Source organism: Hyphomicrobium sp. (assembly GCF_009026145.1).
GTDB lineage: Bacteria > Pseudomonadota > Alphaproteobacteria > Rhizobiales > Hyphomicrobiaceae > Hyphomicrobium_A.
In genome coordinates this window covers 13,440-30,634 of the sequence record NZ_WBUE01000030.1, presented here as the reverse complement: position 1 = coordinate 30,634, position 17,195 = coordinate 13,440, and the positions used below count along the sequence as shown (strand labels likewise).

Sequence of the window (17,195 nt, the reverse complement as noted above, 5' to 3'; positions counted from 1 at the left end):
CAGATTTCAGGGCTTCCGATTCTTTCGATCGTCGTCGGGTGGAGCCGGCTTGGCCGGCACGCGGCGACAAGAGCGAAGCGAAAGCTCGTTCTCCTTTGCCATTAAGGAACAGCGCGGCTGGGCACCCGGAGACCCAATGGAGGAAGCGCATCCGCAGCGCCCATCCGCGTAGTCGTGGCGCGAGCACGGTAGGAAAGTGGATGCAATCGAACTAGCGGCAGTCTTCCTAAGGACGTAACAAAGTTTCACGTCCTGGAGCCGGGGTTTTCCCGGCGAGGCGAGCGCCGGTTATTTCGAGAAAGTGATCGCGAACCAACTGGAATTGGTCGCTCGGGATCAAATGCGGCGCGAAATTGCGCTCGCAGTTTGCGCGTAATTCGGGGCTGATCGCCAAGTCGAGCGCCAATCTGCCATCACAGAATTATGATGATGTTGCAGCGTTCGTCGGGAAAGAGTCCCGCCCCGCGTTGCGCAATGTTGCTCATGTTAATCGTGAAGTGTGCGCGCCCGCGTGGTGGCGTTCGCGCGGGACGCTGGGCGCTCATCAGGCGCGCTGCGGGCGTAGCGGCAGCTCGACGTCCTCCGATTCGCTCGGCTCGGTGCCGGGATCGTCGGGGGCGTGCGGCGGCACGAAAATATGCGCTTCGCTGGGTGCCGGCTTCTTGCGGCGTCCTTGTCCCGCCGTCGCTTCCGCGGGCTGCGCACGTTGCGGCAGCGCCGCGGGCGTCGATCCGACGGCGCGCTTGCTGGGGGCCGTCGCCGGAACGGCACCCCCATCCCGGATGGTGCTCTGCTTCGCCACCGCTTCCTTGGGCGGCTCGACGGCCGCCTTCCTCGCTTCGACGTGCTCCGTCACTGGTGCCGGCTCCGGCTTGAGCGCACGGGCGGGCGCCTCGGCCACTGGTTTTGGCTCCTCGAGCGGCTCGGCGGCGGGACGCATGCCGAGCGCCACCAGCTCTTCGAGCTGGCTCGCCAGAACGTCGCCCTCGCTCTTCTCCACCGCCTCGACCGGCACCCGCCACTGAAACGCATCGAGCAGGCCCGATACCGGCGAAACGGGCATCCACCGGTCGGCAACGAAGCCGTCGGCGGTCCATGCCGGATCGCGCGGCGCGTTGACGGCGCGAGCGAGCCATTCGCGCACGCGGCCCTTGTCGGCGTGCTGCTCGCCCTCGATGCGCGCCATGAGCGTGGCGACGCGCTGCGTCATGCGCGAGGGGATGAGCGGCTCCAAGGCGGCGCGCGCCTCGTCGAATTGGCGCGCTTCGATGGCCGCGGTGGCGACGGCGACGGGGCCTTCGAGTGAGTTGGGGCTGAGCGCCGCCAGCTGACGCACGCGGTCGAGGCGATCGCGCGGGCTGTCGCCGATGCGCGCGTAAGCATAGGCCGTAGCGAGGTCGGGATGCGGCGCCCGGCTCCAGGTCCGCTGCAAAATCTTGGCGGCGCGGGGCGTATTGCCGCGCGAGGCGAGCAGGCGCCCGGCAATGGCGGCGGCGGGAACAAGGTCGGGTGCCAGGCCGTGCGCCTCCATGGCAAGCGTCAGCGCGCGCTCCGGGTCGCCCTCCTCGGCGGCCTGCGCCTGCGCAGTGAGCAGTACGGCGCGACGGCGCTCGGCCTGCGCGCGCTCGATGTGTCCATTCTTGCGGGCGACGGCGACTGTTTCTAGGGCGCCCGGCCAGTCGCCGTCGCGGCACTGCAGGTCGAACAGCGCATCCACCGCCCAGGCAAGCTTCGGATTTAGGGATACGGCGCGCTCGGCGAAGTGGCGCGCCGCTTCCGTCTCATGCTCGCGCTGGGCTTCGAGGAACAGACCGCGCAGGCCGAGCTGCTCGGTGTCGGGGGAAGCCAGCATGGCTTCGAAGATGCGGCGTGCCGTGGTGCGGTCGCCGGTGAGCTGCGCCGCCTGCGCGCGCAACAGATGCGTCAGCGGCTCGTTGGGCAGCGACTTGCGCGCCTGAATGGCGGCGCGCATGGCCGCCGCCTTGTCGCCGGCGCCGAGCGCGATCATGCCGCTCGACAGGGCGTCGATGCCGAGCTTCTGGCGGCGCTTGCTCAACACGTTGCCCATGGCTGCGGGGCTGTACCAAATGTTGCGCACGATCGACCAGCCGAGGAGTGCGAGCGCGACGAACGCCACCAAGAGGACGATGGCGCGGAAGACGCTGGTCTCGATCTGATAGCCCTGCCACTGCACCACGAGCTCGCCGGGTCGGTCGGCGAGCCAGGCGAGCCCCGCCGCGATGAGGGCGATGGCGATCAGGAATGCGATAAGACGCAACATGCCGGGGTGATCTCTACTGTGCGGCGTTGTCTTTGGCGTCCGCTGGCGCGGCCGCGAGCGATGCCTTGAGCTGCGTCTCGACCGAGGCGAGGGCACGGTCGACGGCGTCGCGCGCCTGCACCTTGGCGAGGAAGTCCTGCGCAGCATCCTGGGCGGGGGCGGGCAGCGATTTCGCCTGCTCGAGCGTGTCCGCGAGGCGATCCTCGTTGAGCGCTGTCTCCATGCGGGCGACGACCGCCTCGATGCTCTTGTCGTCGGCCGCATGGCTCGTCTTGCGCACGCGCACCACGGACTTGGCGCCAGCGAGCAGGCGATCGACGATCGAGGCTCCAGCAGGCTGCTCCTCGGAGTCTATGATCTTGAAAGCGATCGGCTTGAACTCCTGTCGCAGCTCGGTGGATGTCGGCACGCCGTCGAGGGCGAAGCGCTCGAGCGGCGCCAGATCGACGATATTGCCGGCGACCTTTTGCGCCTGCGCCAGCTCGGGCGCGTAGGCTTTGCCGCGATCGATGGCGCGCTTCAGGTTGGCGAGCTCGAGCGAGAGCACGATGCGTTCGGCGGTCGTCCGCCGGTCGCCTTCACTCTTGATGACGCTCTGAACGTCCTGCTGCAGCGCCGCCAGCTTGCTATTGACGGGCCCCACGGCCGAGGAGACATCCTCCGGCTTGGCGAAGGCGGCAAGCCGCGTATCGAGATCCGCTTTCAGGCGTTTGAGGTCCTCTTGCGTCGTCTTCAGCGCGGCCGCCGCCCGATCGCTGTCGGTCTTCAGCGCAGTGAGGCCGGTCGACATCTCGGCGGTTTCCGCCTTGAGGGTCGAAAGCTCGCGGTCCATGCGCTGGGTGCCCGAGCGCGCCGCTTGCCCGGCTTCCGTTGCCGCGGCAAGCCGCGTGTCGATTTCCTGCGCGAGGTTCTTGCGCAGAGCGTCGAGCTGGTTCGCCATCGTCGATTCGAGATCGGCGAGCTTGCCGGTGATGGCGGCCAGCTGCGGCACGCGCCCGCTCTGCGGATCACGCTCGGCGGCCGACGACATCAGCGTCAGCTGCTCCTCGAGCTTGGTGATGCGCTCGGCCATTTGCGTGTCGGCGCCCTGCGTGCGCAGCCTGTCGTTGACGGCCGTCAGTCCTTTGTCGAGGTCGGCTTGCTTCTTGCTGACCCCGTCGATGTTGGCGTCGAGCTGCTCGATCTTGCCCAACTTGGCTTCGGCGGCGGCGAGGCGCGCGGCAATGTCCGACGGGATGGCGCGCTGCCCGCGCCCGGCCTCGATGGCGCCGAGCCGCTGCTCGATCAAGGCGAGGCTCTCCGGTCGGTCGGAAGTCTCGAGGCCAAGCTGCGAGGCCAGGATGTCCGCCGCCAGCAAGGCGACGATGCCGCCCGCCAGGCCGGCGGCGACGTGGGTGAAAAAGCCGCCGTAGCCGCGCGGGGCAGCGCGCGGCGGAGCAGAGGCCGACGGGGGGGGCGCGCCTGCGGGTTGCTTACCACCCTTGGGGGCGCCGGCGGCGGCGGCCCCACCGCTCGATGCCGGGCCGGCGAAAGCCGGTCCGCTGGCCGAGGTCGCCGCTGCCTTTGCTTTGGCGGATGTCTCGGCAACTTCCGGCTTGTCCTTGGCCGAAGATGGAGGCGTCACCTCGGTAGCCTTGAGGTCGAGGGTCGCGTGCGGGCGGCTTCCCGCCTGAGCCGAGGCGGAACCCGCAGACTTCTTGTCGGGCTCGTTCTTGTTCGCAGTCATGTGTGCAAATACCTCGCTGCGGACTTGGTCGCGCTCCAGGCCCTCGTTGGGGTGAAGCTCTAGCACGCGGGTCGGACGCTAACCTACACTCCTGACCTAAGCGTTGCTACTCGGGTAACGGCGGCCAGCATGGCCGCGGAATCAGGGCTCTCGGCGACTTCAACTCGCGCCGGGGCTAGAGGTTCGACCGCTGCCGCCACGGCTGCCGAAAGGCAGAGCAGCGCGAGCTTCTGGGCGGCCTTCTGCAGCCCCTCAGCGGCGATCAGGCGGGCGAAGATCGACCCGGTTCGCGGCGACATCAAGATGACGGCGTCGATGGCTCCCCGCGCCAGAAGGTCTCGCGTCAGAGGCTGGAAGGCGGTGGCGGCGACGGCGTGATAGGAGACAATTTCGTGCAGCTCGATACCATGCTCCCGCAGCGCCCCACGCAGATCGAACGCCACCTCCTCGCCGCGCACGTGTGCAAGCGGCCCTTTCAGCTCGCCTGCCGTCTGCATGATGGTCGGCACCAGGTCAGCAGCCGAGCCGGTTCCCGCGATCACGCGGGCAAATCCCAGCTCGTGGGCGATTTGCGTTGTGCCGGGGCCGACGGCGATGAGCGGCAGCTTCCTCGCCTTGTCGATGGCGGGGCTCTTGGCGAGCGTCCGCAAGGCATTGCGGCTGGTGGCGATCAGGCCGGCAACCTCGTCGACGGCGTTGGCGGCGACCGGCAGCGGGTAGATGCGCAGCAACGGCTCGACCGTCACCGTATGGCCGAGCGCTTCGAGCTGCTTGCGGAGGGCGGCAGCGTCGGACTCGGGGCGTGTGACGAGGACATGCATCAGACTGCCGCGAAAAAATCGGGTCCGGCGCGCTCGAGAACCTCGGCGGCCACTTGCTCGCCAAGTGCCACCGCGACCTCCGGGTTTCCGGTTCGCTCACCTTCATATGCTCGCGTGCCGTCGGTGGCGAGAATTTGGCCACGCAGGCGCAGCTTGCCGCCATGCAACTCGGCGTGGCCGGCAATGGGCGTGCGGCATGAGCCCTCGAGCTGCGCCAGATAGGCGCGCTCGGCGGCGACGCACTGTGCGGTCGGCGCATCGTTGAGCGGCGCCAGGAGGCGCGCCGCCGCCGCATCGTTGAGGCGGATTTCGATCCCGATGGCGCCCTGGGCTACGGCCGGCAGCATCGCCTCGGTGCTCATTACGTTCGTGACGTGCTGCGCCAGCCCGAGCCGATTGAGCCCGGCGCAGGCGAGGAACGTCGCGTCGGCGACGCCCTCCGCGAGCTTGCGCAGCCGCGTCTCGACGTTGCCGCGGAACGGCACGACGCGCAGATCGGGCCGTAGCCGCAACGCCTGCGCCTGGCGGCGCGGCGAGGAGGTGCCGATCACCGCGCCGGAGGGGAGCTTCTCGAATGAGGCATATTTGACGCTGACGAAGGCATCGCGCGGGTCCTCGCGGGGCAGGATGGCGGCAATGCCGAGCCCGGCGGGTATCTGCGCCGGCATGTCCTTCATCGAGTGCACGGCAAGGTCGATGGCGCCGCTGAACAGCGCCTCCTCGAGCTCCTTGGTGAATAGGCCCTTGCCACCGGCCTCGATAAGGGGCCGGTCGGTAACCCGGTCGCCGGTCGTCTTGATGATGACGAGCTCGCACTGCTCTGCCGGAAGGCCATGCGCGGCGGCGAGGCGCGCTGCCACCTGACGCGCCTGGGCGAGGGCCAGGGGCGAGCCCCGCGTTCCAATGCGGATTTTGCCAGCTTGCAAGCCGTTCTCTCCGGGTGCTAGTGCCCTGATCGCGAAATTCGTCTCGGTGTGCCGCGAGGTTGCAACGAATTTCGCGATCTGAAGGGCACTAGCCAAGTTCAAGTTGATGAACCCAGTGTGATTCAGATCGAGAAGTCCGCCGCACGACCCTGCCCAATGCGATATAGCGGACTTCTCGATCATCACACTAGGCGACGGGCCTCGGTATTGGCCTCTATGCGGCGCCATCTATGCCCCTGCGGCCCCGGGAACGCAAACGCGAGATCGCCCAGCCAACGCATGGCAAACGCAGAGCAAACGAACGGCAAGCCGAGCCTCGTATTGGGCCTCGAGACGAGCTGCGACGAGACGGCGGCGGCGGTGGTGCTGCGTGAGCCGGGTGGCACCGGCCGCATTCTTTCGAACATCGTTCGCACCCAGTGGGAGCAGCATCGGCCGTACGGCGGCGTGGTGCCGGAGATTGCCGCCCGCGCGCACGTCGAATGCCTCGATCTCATGGTGCGCGACGCCATGCGCGAGGCGGACGCGGGCTTCGGCGACCTGGATGCTGTTGCCGCTACGGCGGGCCCGGGACTTATCGGCGGCCTCATCGTCGGGGTGATAACCGGCAAGGCCATCGCGCTGGCCCGCGACCTGCCGTTCATCGCCGTGCATCACCTCGAGGCGCACGCGCTCACTGTCGGGCTGACCGAGGGCGTGCAGCCTCCTTATCTTCTGCTGCTGGTCTCGGGCGGGCACACGCAGCTCCTGATCGTGCACGGCGTCGGCGCCTATGAGCGCCTTGGCACGACCATCGACGACGCGCTGGGGGAAGCCTTCGACAAGACGGCGAAGCTGCTCGGCCTCGGCTTCCCCGGCGGTCCCGCGGTTGAGAAAGCTGCACGCCGCGGTAATGCGCAGCGCTTCGAGCTGCCGCGCCCGATGGTCGGGCGCGAGGAGCCGCACTTTTCCTTCGCCGGATTGAAGACGGCGGTACGGCGCACAGCGGAGAAGCTCAGCCCGCTGTCCGAGCAGGATGTCTGCGACATCGCCGCGTCCTTTGAGGCGGCAGTCACCGAATCGGTGGCGGACCGCTGCGCGCGCGCGATGGACGTCACCGTCGCGCGCCTTGGACGCCTGGCGCCGCTGCGCTTCGTCGTGGCGGGGGGCGTTGCCGCCAACGCGCGGCTGCGGGCGAGCCTGCTGACGCTGGCCGAGCTGCGCGGCTTCTCCTTTCACGTGCCGCCGGTCAGCCTGTGCGGTGACAATGCGGCGATGATCGCTTGGGCGGGTGCCGAGCGTCTGGCGCTGGGTTTAACCGATCCGCTCGATGCACCCGTACGCCCGCGCTGGCCGCTCGATGCCAACGCGGCCCCGGCCATCGGCGCCGGCGTGAAGGCATGACGGCCGCGCCCATGCTAGACATCGGGGGCAAGATGAGCTGCGGGGGGCTTGCGTGAACATCGACAGCGTGGGGATCATCGGCGGCGGTGCGTGGGGGACCGCTCTGGCGCAGGCCATGCGGCGGGCGGGCCGCGACGTCGTGCTGTGGGCGCGCGAAGCCGACGTGGTGGCGGCGATCAATGGGCGCCATGTCAACGAAGCATTCCTGCCCGGCGTGACGCTCGACAAAGCGGTGCTGGCGACAGGCAAGCTGGCGGACGCAGCCAAGTGCGATGCAGTTTTGTTCGTTGCCCCGGCGCAGTATGTGCGCCCGGTGGCGCGTGAGCTGCGGCCGTCGCTGCGCGCCGGGCAGCCTGTCGTGATGTGCGCCAAGGGCATCGAGCAGGCGACGGGGCAGATGATGGGCGATGTTCTCGCCGCCGAGCTGCCGGCGATCACGCGGGCCGTGCTGTCGGGCCCCAGCTTTGCCGCCGATGTCGCGCGCGGGCTTCCCGCGGCCCTGACCATCGCCTGTGCCGACGAAGCGGTCGGGCGCCTGCTCGCCGAGCGTCTCGGCAGCTCGACGTTCCGCCTCTACTGGACCAACGACCTCGTCGGCGTCGAGCTCGGCGGCGCGGTGAAGAACGTGCTCGCCATTGCCGCCGGCATCGTCGATGGCCAGGGCCTTGGGGCGAGCGCCCACGCCGCCCTCGTCACGCGTGGCTTTGCCGAGATGCGCCGCCTCGGCAAGGCGCTGGGGGCGCGGCCCGAAACGCTGATCGGGCTGTCCGGGCTCGGCGATCTCATCCTCACCTGCGGCAGCCCGCAGTCGCGTAACATGTCGCTCGGCCGCGCGCTGGGGCGCGGGGAGACCCTTGCGCAGGCGCTGGCCGGTAAGCTGGCCGTGACCGAGGGTGTCTATACGGCGGCGGCCGTGCGGCGCATCGCTGAGGAAAAAGGTGTCGACATGCCCATCTGCACCGCGGTGTGCGACGTCATCGACGGGCGCGCCAGCGTGATGGATGCTATCGGGCAGCTCATGCAGCGGCCGTTGAAGGCGGAGGACTGAGCGCGCCTACTCGACGACGCGCCACACCCTGAGCGGCGTCGATCCTGATAGCGCCACTGGCGCGAGGTAGGGCGGTGGCTTGTCGGCCAGCAGCAGCGATAGGAGCGCATCGGGCGCACTGCCGCCTTTGGGGCGCGTCGAATCGAGGCCCGGGCAGGCGATGACATAGCGCGCGCCGGCTCCGCGCAGCAGGGCCTCGGCCTCATCGGGTGGCGCGTGCAGGATCCGGTGCGCCGCCATGATCGCGGGGCCGAGCCGGTGGTAGGGGGCCGACAGTGCATCGAGGCGCGTCAGCGCAACGAGGTAAGGCCCGAGGTTGACATCGGCCACGGCGAGCCCCGCCGGCAAATCGGCGAGCGGGCGGATGGCGGCGCTGGCCGCGCAATCCTGCGTCTTCTTTAGCGCCGTCTCGGCGCGGCCTTTGGGTGCCTCGCCCGTAAAGGTGAGCCATGCCGCGGTGCCGACCACGAGCAGGACGCCGGCGGCAATGACCGCAACTGTGCGGCGGTCGAGCGGCCTGGGGTCGGGCGCCTCGGAGGGTCGGGTCAGCCACACGGCCACCAAGGGCACCGCCAGGGTCGTCGCATAGGGGAGCAGCTTCACCTGCCAGCAGCTCAGCAGGATGGCGACGATCAAGATCAGGAGATCGAAGCGTACGGTGTCGCCCCGCTCACGGCGGATCAGCTTCACGCCGCCATAAACGCCGATGATGAAATAGAGGCTGGCGGTGACGGCGAGCAGCCGCGCGTCGCGGCCGGCCGAGAAAAGGCTCTGCGTTTCCAGTACGCGGTCGAGCCAGAGCGGGAACAGCGCGCGGTCGACCTGCCCGAACGGTCCGGCGAGGCAGGCGGGCTCTGCCCACCCGTATACGAGAAGGCCGACGCCTGCGGTGGCGGCGAGCAACGCAAGTTTTGCCACTAGTGACAACCGATCCTCGAATGCCTGCACTGCGCACACGCCAGCAGCGGCGATTGCCGCCAGCATCACGAGGTTCATCGACAGGGAATCGCAGTGCTCGACAAAGAAGTTGTCGGGCGCCGTCGTCATGGCGAGCGCAATCGCCGGCGCCGCGGCGAAGGTGACGGCCGCGCGCGACGGACCGAGCAGCGAGCGGCCCGGCAGCAGGGCGAACAGGACGGACGCCCCGATGCTGGCAACGGTCAGTGCCAGCGACTCATAGCCGATGGCGACGCCGAGGCCGAGGAATATCCCCGCACTCCACCCTGCCTCGGGATCGTCGAGGCTGCGCGCCAGCCGCAGGATTCCGATCGTCGCGCATAGGATCATCGCGTTGTGATGATCGATACGCCCGGGCACGAACTGCACGATGTCGGTGATGCACGTGACAGCGAGCGCGATGGCCAGCAGCGCTGCCCAGGCCCCGCCGCGGATATCGGTTTCGCGGCCGAGCAGATAGAGGAAGGCAAGCAGCAGCGTGAGCGGCCAAACGATGCGCAGCGTCAGCTCCGCCGCTGCCTGCGGCATCACCAGGTCGAACGCCGTCAGCAGCGCCGCGAGCGGCAGATCGATCAGCCGCGACCAGTGCGACTGCAGCGGTTCGGCGCCGCCAAAGCGCGGCAGCGTGTTGTCGAACCAGGACCTGCCGTCGATGAGCTCGCGCACCTCGATGAGGCGCATCGCATCGTCCGTATCGCCGAGCGATGCCGATAGGCGCGTCGGCTGCAGAAAGAAGAACGCGGCGGCAAGCGCGGCGACGCCGACCATGCACCAGATCAGGAGCCGCGCCCCTCCCAGCCGCGCCGGCGCCGAGCTGGCATCCTTGTACTCGCCCGCGACAGCGGCCATTGGCTTTACCTTTTGTGCACCCTACCCGCACATTAGCCGTCTCCGCTTGCAAGCCCGTAAATCGCTGAGAATGCCGCAGGAAGGCCAATTCCTCGGCAATTAGCGAAATTGTTTGTTCAGCGTTCATCCCTAGCGTCCCAGCGAAGCGCGGGGGCGTTCCCGCGGCGCGCGCGTATCGGCGCGTCTCGGGCCTCAGGGGAGTAGTGCGTGGAACACTCGGACGTATTCGTCATCGGCGCCGGGCCGGCCGGCCTGACGGCGGCCTACCTGCTCACCAAGGCCGGCGTGTCGACGCGCGTCATCGAGGCCGACCCCACCTACGTCGGCGGCATCAGCCGCACAGTGAACTACAACGGCTTCCTGTTCGACATCGGCGGCCATCGCTTCTTCTCCAAGTCGAAGGAGGTCGTCGACCTGTGGCACGAGCTGCTGCCCGATGACATCATCCAGCGTCCGCGCCTGTCGCGCATCTACTACGACGGCAGCCACTACTCCTATCCGCTGAAGGCATTCGAGGCGCTGCGCAATCTCGGCATCATCGAGAGCGCCCTGTGCGTTGCCTCGTTCGCCTACAAGAAGGCCTTCCCGCACGCCGACCCGCAGACCTTCCGTCAGTGGGTGTCGAACCAATTCGGCGAGCGCCTGTTCTCCATCTTCTTCAAGACCTACACCGAGAAGGTGTGGGGCATGAGCTGCGACGAGATATCTGCCGACTGGGCTGCGCAGCGCATCAAGGGACTCGACCTGTGGAGCGCCATTCGCGACGGCGTGCGCCGCTCGTTCGGCAAGCGCGCAGCGCCGCAGCCGGGCGAGGCGGTCATCAAGACGCTGATTGAGAGCTTCGAATACCCGCGCAAGGGCCCGGGCATGATGTGGGAGGCGGCCGCCGCCAAGGTGACGGCGCAGGGCGGCGACATCCTCATGGGCCACCGCCTGGAGAAGATGTCGTGGGACGCCAAGAAGGGCTTGTGGACCATCGTCGTCGAGGGCCCGGAAGGCGCCCGCATGTTCACGGCGCGCCACGTCATCTCCTCGGCGCCCATCCGCGAGCTGATGGGGAGCATCACGCCGCGCCCCGTGTCGGCCGACGATGCGGAGAGGCTGCGCTACCGCGACTTCATCACCGTAGCGCTCATCGTCGACAAACCCGATCTCTTCCCCGACAACTGGATCTACATCCACGATCCCAACGTGCGCGTCGGGCGCGTGCAAAATTTCCGCTCCTGGTCGCCGGAGATGGTGCCCGACGAGAAGCTTTCCTGCCTCGGGCTCGAGTACTTCTGCTTCGAGGGCGACGGGCTGTGGAATGCGCCCGACGCGGAACTGATCGCGCTCGCCAAGCGCGAGCTGGCGCACATCGGCCTCGCCCGGCAAGACGAGGTGAAGGACGGCTGCGTGGTGCGCCAGAAGAAGGCATATCCCGTCTACGACGACGCCTACCGCGCGCACGTCGACGCCATTCGCGATGACATCGCCCTGCATTACCCGACGCTGCACCTCGTCGGGCGCAACGGCATGCACAAGTACAACAACCAGGATCACGCCATGATGACGGCCATGCTCACCGTCCGCAACATCCTGGCCGGCGAGCAGCTCTATGACGTGTGGGGCGTCAACGAGGACGCCGAGTACCACGAGGCGGGGCGCGGCGGCGAGCAGGCGGCGCTGGCCAGCATCCGCCAGGTGCCGCAGCGCGTACGACCCGCCGCATGAAGCCGACCATGCCATCGTTGCGCCCGTCCTGGCCGGCTTTCGCCGAGCCGTTGCTGCGCCACGACATGCTGCCGCAGCTATTGCGCTACGCCTTCGTCAGCGGCTTGGCGCTGACGCTCGACTTCTCGGTGTTCCTCGGTCTCAACGGCCTCATCGGGCATCCGACTTTTTCCGGCGTGTGCGGTTACGCTGCCGGCATCGTCCTGCACTACGTCCTGTCGCGCCGCTTCGTCTTCGACGTGCGGCGCTCGCCCAAGGCGGCCCATCGGCTGTTCGTCGAGTTCGTGGCCAGCGGCATCGTCGGTCTCTTGGCGACGGCCGGGGTCATCGCGCTGGCGACGGGATTGTTTGGCGTCGCGCCTGTCGCGGCCAAGCTGCTGGCGGCGGCAGCCAGCTTCATCGGCGTGTTCCTCATCCGCCGCACCGTCGTCTTCGCTTGACAGGCGCGCTCTGGTGCGCGAGGCGGAGTTGATCGATCGAGCGGAAAGCGCACGATGCCCGCCTATTGGCTGATGAAATCGGAACCCGACGTTTTCTCGTGGGAGATGCTCAAGGCCCGCGGCAAGAAAGGCGAGGTGTGGGACGGGGTGCGCAACTTTCAGGCGCGCAACAACATGAAGGCCATGCAGCTCGGCGATCTCGCCTTCTTCTACCACTCCAACATCGGCAAAGAGATCGTCGGCATCATGGAAGTGGCGGCGCTCGCTCGCCCTGATCCGAAGGACGATACGGGCGTCTGGAAGTGCGTGGATATGCGCGCCGTTGAGCCGCTCCCGCGCTCCGTGCCGCTTACCGAGATCAAGGACAATCCGAAGCTCGCCAAGATGGTCCTGGTCAACAACTCGCGGCTGTCGGTGCAGCCGGTCACGGCAGCCGAATGGGCAGAGGTCTGCCGCATGGGTGGTTTCAAGGCCTCGACCAAGAAGTCGAAGCCATGAGCGTGCAGCCCGTCCGGCAGGATGCAGTCGCCCCCAGTTCGGCCGAGACCTTCATCAGCGCCAACACACGCGTGCTCGCCCCGCCGCTGGTGCCGGAAATCCTTTTGCATCTGGCCGAGGAGTCGCTGCCCATCTGGCAGAAGACCGAGGAGGAGCTGGGCGAGATGAACGTGCCGCCGCCGTACTGGGCGTTCGCCTGGGCCGGAGGGCAGGCCTTGGCGCGCTACATGCTCGACAATCCAGCGCTGCTAGCCGGCAAGAATGTGCTCGATCTCGGCTCGGGCTCCGGATTGACGGCGATCGCAGCCATGAAGGCGGGCGCCATGAGCGTGCTCGCCTCCGACATCGACCGCATGGCACTCGCCGCCATTCGGCTCAATGCCGCGCTCAACGGCGTCGAGGTGGCGACGACGGCCGACGATCTCCTCGCACAGCCGCCGCAGGCGTTCGATGTCGTCCTCGTCGGCGATCTGTTCTATGAGTGCGGACTCGCCGAGCTCGTGCTGCGCTACATCCAGGCGGCAGTGGCGTGGGGGGCGTTAGTGCTCGTTGGCGATCCTCAGCGCAACTATTTCCCGAAGGGACGCTTTATGTCGGCGGCCGAGTACCGCGTGCCGGTGACCCGCGAGCTGGAGGACGCCGAGATCAAGCGCACCTGCGTTTGGCGCCTCGGTTAGCAGCCCCGGGCCAGCGGACACTGCGCGGCTCGTCTGCTATTGTTGCGCCTTAGAGAATCGATGGAGCGATGCGATGCAGTTCGCCGGCCTTAATGGCTATGCCGTCGTGCTCGCGGCCGTCCTTGCCTTCATGTTCGGCTGGGTATGGTACGGCATGCTGTTCTCCGATGCCTGGCTGGCCGCGGTGGGAAAGTCGCGCGAGGAGGTTAAGGGCGAGGCGCCCAGCCCGACGCCGTTCATCATCAGCTTTATCGGCCTCATCATCATGGGCTTGGTCCTCGCCGTCCTCCTCGGCTACCTGGGCCCCGGCCAGGTTACCGCCGGCAACGGTGTCATCGCCGGTGCCTTGGCGTGGCTCGGCTTCGTCATCACCACCATGACCGTCAACAACGTGTTCCGCAGCGCCAAGCCCGCACTCACCCTCATCGACGGCGGCCATTGGCTAGGCGTGCTACTGCTGCAAGGCGCGGTTATCGGCTGGGTCGGCGTTTGACGCCGCTCAAGCGGGGTATCCGCCCAAGTACCAAATTGCCCTCGCCAATCCGCGCCTTCATAATGGCGCCAACGATGAATTACTCGTGGGAGAACGCCAATGTCGGGGAAACTGTACCCGGTGCCGGACGGAAAATGGCGCGAGCACGCCTGGATCGACGAGAAGGCCTACAAGGCTCTCTATGAGCGCTCCGTCTCCGATCCGCAGGGATTCTGGGGCGAGATCGGCCGCCGCATCGACTGGATCAAGCCCTTTACCAAGGTGAAGAACACCTCGTTCGATCCCCACCGCGTGTCGATCAACTGGTTCGAGGACGGCACGCTCAACGTCTCTGCCAACTGCATCGACCGGCACCTGGCAACCCGCGGCGATCAGGTGGCGATCATCTGGGAGGGCGACGACCCGACGCACGAGGAGCAGATCACCTACCGGCAGTTGCACGAGCGGGTGTGCAAGTTCGCCAACGTGCTCAAGGCCCACGGCGTCAAGAAGGGCGACCGCGTCACCATTTATCTGCCGATGGTCCCCGAGACTACTTACGCCATGCTTGCCTGTGCGCGCATCGGTGCCATTCATTCGGTGGTGTTCGGCGGCTTCTCGCCCGAGAGCCTCGCCGGCCGCATCGAGGATGCCAGCTCAAAATTCATCATCACCGCCGACGAAGGGGTGCGCGGCGGCAAGTTCGTTCCCCTGAAGAAGAACACCGACGACGCGCTCGCCAAGGCGGGCAAAGGCGGCGAGACCGTGCTCGTCGTGCGCCGCACCGGACGCCCCGTGCCGTGGACGCCGGGGCGCGATCTGTGGCTGCACGAGGAGCTCGAGAAGGTCTCCGCCGATTGCCCGCCGGTCGAGGTCAACGCAGAAGATCCGCTGTTCATCCTCTATACGTCGGGCTCCACCGGCACGCCGAAGGGCGTGCTGCACACCTCGGGCGGCTATCTCGTCTTTGCCGCCGCGACGCACCAATACGTTTTCGACTACCACGACGGCGATGTCTACTGGTGCACGGCCGACGTCGGCTGGGTGACGGGCCACAGCTACATCGTCTATGGGCCGCTGGCCAACGGCGCCACCACGCTGATGTTCGAAGGGGTACCGAACTACCCCACCATGTCGCGTTTCTGGAATGTTGTCGACAAGTGGAAGGTGAACATCTTCTACACGGCGCCGACGGCAATCCGCGCGCTGATGGGCGCTGGCGACGACTTCGTCAAAAACAGCGATCGCTCCTCGCTGCGGCTGCTCGGCACCGTCGGCGAGCCAATCAATCCGGAAGCCTGGGAGTGGTACTATAACGTCGTCGGCGAGGGGCGCTGCCCTATCGTCGACACGTGGTGGCAGACGGAGACCGGCGGCATCTTGATCACCCCGCTGCCGGGCGCCACGGCGCTGAAACCGGGGTCGGCGACGCGGCCGTTCTTCGGCGTGCAGCCGGCGCTGGTCGACGACAAGGGCGCCACGCTCGAAGGCGAGGCGACGGGTAATCTGGTCATCCTCGACAGCTGGCCGGGCCAGGCGCGCACCGTCTATGGCGACCACGAGCGCTTCGTGCAGACGTATTTCTCGACCTACCCGGGCACCTATTTCACCGGCGACGGCTGCCGCCGCGACGAGGACGGCTACTACTGGATCACCGGCCGCGTCGACGACGTGATCAACGTGTCGGGCCACCGGCTCGGGACGGCGGAGGTCGAAAGCGCCCTCGTCTCGCACCCCAAAGTCGCCGAGGCGGCCGTCGTCGGCTACCCGCACAATCTCAAGGGCCAGGGCATCTACTGCTACGTGACGCTGATTGCCGGCGAGCCGTGGAGCGATGATCTCGTCAAGGAGCTCACCGCGCACGTCAGGAAGGAAATCGGCCCCATCGCCTCACCGGACCTCATCCAGTTCGCGCCCGGGCTGCCGAAGACGCGCTCGGGCAAGATCATGCGCCGCATCCTGCGCAAGATCGCCGAGGACGAGTTCTCCAACCTTGGAGACATCTCGACGTTGGCCGATCCGGCCGTGGTGCAGGACCTGATCGACAACCGGCGGAACCGGCGGGCGAGCTGAGGCAAGGTCACGCGGGGAACAGCGCGGCCGATGTGACTACTCTATGCGCGAGCTGCAGTTCTTTCGTCAGCCAGGCTAGGAGCAGTCACGTGGAACACATCGTCAACGTCGCCATGGACGTCGATACCTTGAAGCAACTCGACAACCTGCGCCGGGCGCACCCCAACGTGCCCTCGCGCGTGGAGGTCATCCGCCGTCTCATCTGGGAAGCGCACGCCAAGATCGCCGCCCAAACCCAGAGCATGGCCGGCTGATCGCCGGCCCTGCCAAAAAAAGGGCGTCCGCCAGAGCATGGCGGCGCCCTTTTTTCAGAGATAATTATAAGTAATTCCAGTCGCTTATTGCATTCGCGCCAGAGTTTTTGATCGCCGCTTTCCTTGTCCCGCGCGGAACAGCGTCCAGTCCCTCCCAACCGTAGCCTGTCTCCATCGAACAACGGAGACAGAGCCATGACCGCCGCGACTGAGACGAACGCCAAGGACCAGGGCCTCCGCATTGCCGGTGGCAAGGTCGGTGTTCTGTTGCTGCACGGCCTGTGCGGCACCCCTGCCGAGATGCGCTTCGTGGCCATGGGCCTCGCCCGCGCCGGCTACACGGTGCACGCTCCCCAGCTCGCCGGCCATGGTGACGAGAACTCGGGCCGCTGGCAGGACTGGTATCTCTCCGCCCGCGAGGCCCTCGTCGAGCTGCGCAAGGAATGCGACACGGTGATCGTCGGCGGCCTGTGCATGGGCGCCATCCTCGGCCTGCACCTCGCCGCCCGCAACCCCGGCAAAGTGCAGGGCGTGTCGCTGTTCTCGCCGACGCTGTGGATCAACGGCTGGGCGATGCCGTGGACGATGCGCCTGTTCAAGCTGGTGCGCTCGCGCTGGATTGCCGGCCTGATGACGTTCCCGGATGCCGAGTCGCTCGGCATCAAGTGCCCGCGCGTGCGCCAGTTCGTGCAGCAGGCGCTGACCAGCGAGGGCTCCGAGTACGGCCGCGCCGGCGTCCCGGCCACCATGGTTCTCGAGCACCGCCGCATGGTCGATGCGGCGATGAAGCTCCTGCACCGTGTGAAGCAGCCGACGCTGATCGTCCACTCGCAGGAGGACGACTACGCCGACCTCAATAACGCCGTCTACCTGAAGGACGAGCTGGCCGGTAAGGTCGACATGGTGGTGCTGAATGACAGCTACCACATGGTGACGCTCGACAAGCAGCGCCAGGTGGTCGTCGATCGCACCCGCGACTTCGTCGCCCGCATCGTCGAAGAAGTCCGTCACATCGCTGCCCCGGCCCTACCGGTCGCTGCCTAAGGCGCAATAGCTACAGGGTCGCGCGTCGGTCCA

At 67.3% G+C, this 17,195-nt stretch carries 15 protein-coding genes; 10 read left to right on the top strand and 5 right to left on the bottom strand.

Annotated features, from left to right (window positions below):
- Positions 1 to 544: 544 nt before the first annotated feature.
- The 4 genes from F9K20_RS18125 to hemC all read right to left on the bottom strand — a co-directional run bounded on the left by F9K20_RS18125 (position 545) and on the right by hemC (position 5,754).
- Positions 545 to 2,281 (bottom strand): heme biosynthesis HemY N-terminal domain-containing protein, encoded by a 1,737-nt coding sequence (locus tag F9K20_RS18125; RefSeq protein WP_291005167.1) that lies wholly within the window; start codon positions 2,279 to 2,281, stop codon positions 545 to 547.
- Between the two features lie 13 nt (positions 2,282 to 2,294).
- Positions 2,295 to 4,007 carry a hypothetical protein gene (locus F9K20_RS18120; RefSeq protein WP_291005164.1) on the bottom strand — a complete coding sequence of 571 codons (1,713 nt, stop codon included), beginning with the start codon at positions 4,005 to 4,007 and terminating at the stop codon, positions 2,295 to 2,297.
- A gap of 83 nt (positions 4,008 to 4,090) precedes the next feature.
- Positions 4,091 to 4,828 carry a uroporphyrinogen-III synthase gene (locus F9K20_RS18115; RefSeq protein WP_291005161.1) on the bottom strand — a complete coding sequence of 246 codons (738 nt, stop codon included), beginning with the start codon at positions 4,826 to 4,828 and terminating at the stop codon, positions 4,091 to 4,093.
- Entirely contained in the window at positions 4,828 to 5,754 is a 927-nt protein-coding gene (hemC, locus tag F9K20_RS18110) for a hydroxymethylbilane synthase (protein WP_291005158.1), read from the bottom strand. The genes F9K20_RS18115 and hemC overlap by 1 nt, the downstream gene beginning before the upstream one ends.
- 279 nt (positions 5,755 to 6,033) lie before the next feature.
- On the opposite strand from hemC, the gene tsaD reads away from it, so the two are divergent.
- Positions 6,034 to 7,137, top strand: coding sequence for a tRNA (adenosine(37)-N6)-threonylcarbamoyltransferase complex transferase subunit TsaD (tsaD, locus tag F9K20_RS18105; RefSeq protein WP_291005155.1), 1,104 nt, complete (start codon positions 6,034 to 6,036; stop codon positions 7,135 to 7,137).
- Between the two features lie 52 nt (positions 7,138 to 7,189).
- Positions 7,190 to 8,185, top strand: coding sequence for an NAD(P)H-dependent glycerol-3-phosphate dehydrogenase (locus tag F9K20_RS18100; RefSeq protein WP_291005152.1), 996 nt, complete (start codon positions 7,190 to 7,192; stop codon positions 8,183 to 8,185).
- A gap of 6 nt (positions 8,186 to 8,191) precedes the next feature.
- Here F9K20_RS18100 and F9K20_RS18095 read toward each other — a convergent pair whose 3' ends face one another.
- Positions 8,192 to 9,991, bottom strand: a complete 1,800-nt coding sequence (locus F9K20_RS18095; protein ID WP_291005149.1) for a hypothetical protein — start codon at positions 9,989 to 9,991, stop codon at positions 8,192 to 8,194.
- Between the two features lie 207 nt (positions 9,992 to 10,198).
- On the opposite strand from F9K20_RS18095, the gene F9K20_RS18090 reads away from it, so the two are divergent.
- From F9K20_RS18090 to F9K20_RS18055, 8 genes are all read left to right on the top strand, one after another.
- Positions 10,199 to 11,704 carry an NAD(P)/FAD-dependent oxidoreductase gene (locus F9K20_RS18090; protein WP_291005147.1) on the top strand — a complete coding sequence of 502 codons (1,506 nt, stop codon included), beginning with the start codon at positions 10,199 to 10,201 and terminating at the stop codon, positions 11,702 to 11,704.
- Positions 11,705 to 11,712: 8 nt separating this feature from the next.
- Complete coding sequence (locus F9K20_RS18085) at positions 11,713 to 12,144, top strand: GtrA family protein (protein WP_291005146.1); 432 nt, start codon at positions 11,713 to 11,715, stop codon at positions 12,142 to 12,144.
- Between the two features lie 54 nt (positions 12,145 to 12,198).
- Positions 12,199 to 12,642: an EVE domain-containing protein gene (locus tag F9K20_RS18080; protein ID WP_291005144.1), complete on the top strand. Its 444-nt coding sequence runs from the start codon at positions 12,199 to 12,201 to the stop codon at positions 12,640 to 12,642.
- The gene (locus tag F9K20_RS18075) at positions 12,639 to 13,319 is read left to right on the top strand and encodes a methyltransferase (RefSeq protein ID WP_291005141.1); all 681 of its coding nucleotides are present in this window, start codon (positions 12,639 to 12,641) and stop codon (positions 13,317 to 13,319) included. Before F9K20_RS18080 ends, F9K20_RS18075 begins: the two co-directional genes overlap by 4 nt.
- 73 nt (positions 13,320 to 13,392) lie before the next feature.
- Complete coding sequence (locus F9K20_RS18070) at positions 13,393 to 13,812, top strand: DUF1761 domain-containing protein (RefSeq protein WP_291005139.1); 420 nt, start codon at positions 13,393 to 13,395, stop codon at positions 13,810 to 13,812.
- A gap of 99 nt (positions 13,813 to 13,911) precedes the next feature.
- Positions 13,912 to 15,864: an acetate--CoA ligase gene (gene acs, locus F9K20_RS18065; protein ID WP_291005136.1), complete on the top strand. Its 1,953-nt coding sequence runs from the start codon at positions 13,912 to 13,914 to the stop codon at positions 15,862 to 15,864.
- Positions 15,865 to 15,953: 89 nt separating this feature from the next.
- Positions 15,954 to 16,118 carry a hypothetical protein gene (locus tag F9K20_RS18060; RefSeq protein WP_291005134.1) on the top strand — a complete coding sequence of 55 codons (165 nt, stop codon included), beginning with the start codon at positions 15,954 to 15,956 and terminating at the stop codon, positions 16,116 to 16,118.
- A gap of 195 nt (positions 16,119 to 16,313) precedes the next feature.
- On the top strand, positions 16,314 to 17,162 hold the full coding sequence (locus F9K20_RS18055; protein WP_291005132.1) for an alpha/beta fold hydrolase: 849 nt from the start codon (positions 16,314 to 16,316) through the stop codon (positions 17,160 to 17,162).
- Positions 17,163 to 17,195: the final 33 nt, after the last annotated feature.

What these genes read in the sequence shown, in the direction of transcription:
- F9K20_RS18075 (WP_291005141.1), top strand. Translation starts at nt 12,639, where the DNA reads ATGAGCGTGCAGCCCGTCCGGCAGGATGCAGTCGCCCCCAGTTCGGCC.
- F9K20_RS18120 (WP_291005164.1), bottom strand. Translation starts at nt 4,007, where the DNA reads ATGACTGCGAACAAGAACGAGCCCGACAAGAAGTCTGCGGGTTCCGCC.
- F9K20_RS18070 (WP_291005139.1), top strand. Translation starts at nt 13,393, where the DNA reads ATGCAGTTCGCCGGCCTTAATGGCTATGCCGTCGTGCTCGCGGCCGTC.
- F9K20_RS18055 (WP_291005132.1), top strand. Translation starts at nt 16,314, where the DNA reads ATGACCGCCGCGACTGAGACGAACGCCAAGGACCAGGGCCTCCGCATT.
- F9K20_RS18085 (WP_291005146.1), top strand. Translation starts at nt 11,713, where the DNA reads ATGCCATCGTTGCGCCCGTCCTGGCCGGCTTTCGCCGAGCCGTTGCTG.
- F9K20_RS18115 (WP_291005161.1), bottom strand. Translation starts at nt 4,828, where the DNA reads ATGCATGTCCTCGTCACACGCCCCGAGTCCGACGCTGCCGCCCTCCGC.
- tsaD (WP_291005155.1), top strand. Translation starts at nt 6,034, where the DNA reads ATGGCAAACGCAGAGCAAACGAACGGCAAGCCGAGCCTCGTATTGGGC.
- F9K20_RS18125 (WP_291005167.1), bottom strand. Translation starts at nt 2,281, where the DNA reads ATGTTGCGTCTTATCGCATTCCTGATCGCCATCGCCCTCATCGCGGCG.
- acs (WP_291005136.1), top strand. Translation starts at nt 13,912, where the DNA reads ATGTCGGGGAAACTGTACCCGGTGCCGGACGGAAAATGGCGCGAGCAC.
- F9K20_RS18095 (WP_291005149.1), bottom strand. Translation starts at nt 9,991, where the DNA reads ATGGCCGCTGTCGCGGGCGAGTACAAGGATGCCAGCTCGGCGCCGGCG.
- F9K20_RS18080 (WP_291005144.1), top strand. Translation starts at nt 12,199, where the DNA reads ATGCCCGCCTATTGGCTGATGAAATCGGAACCCGACGTTTTCTCGTGG.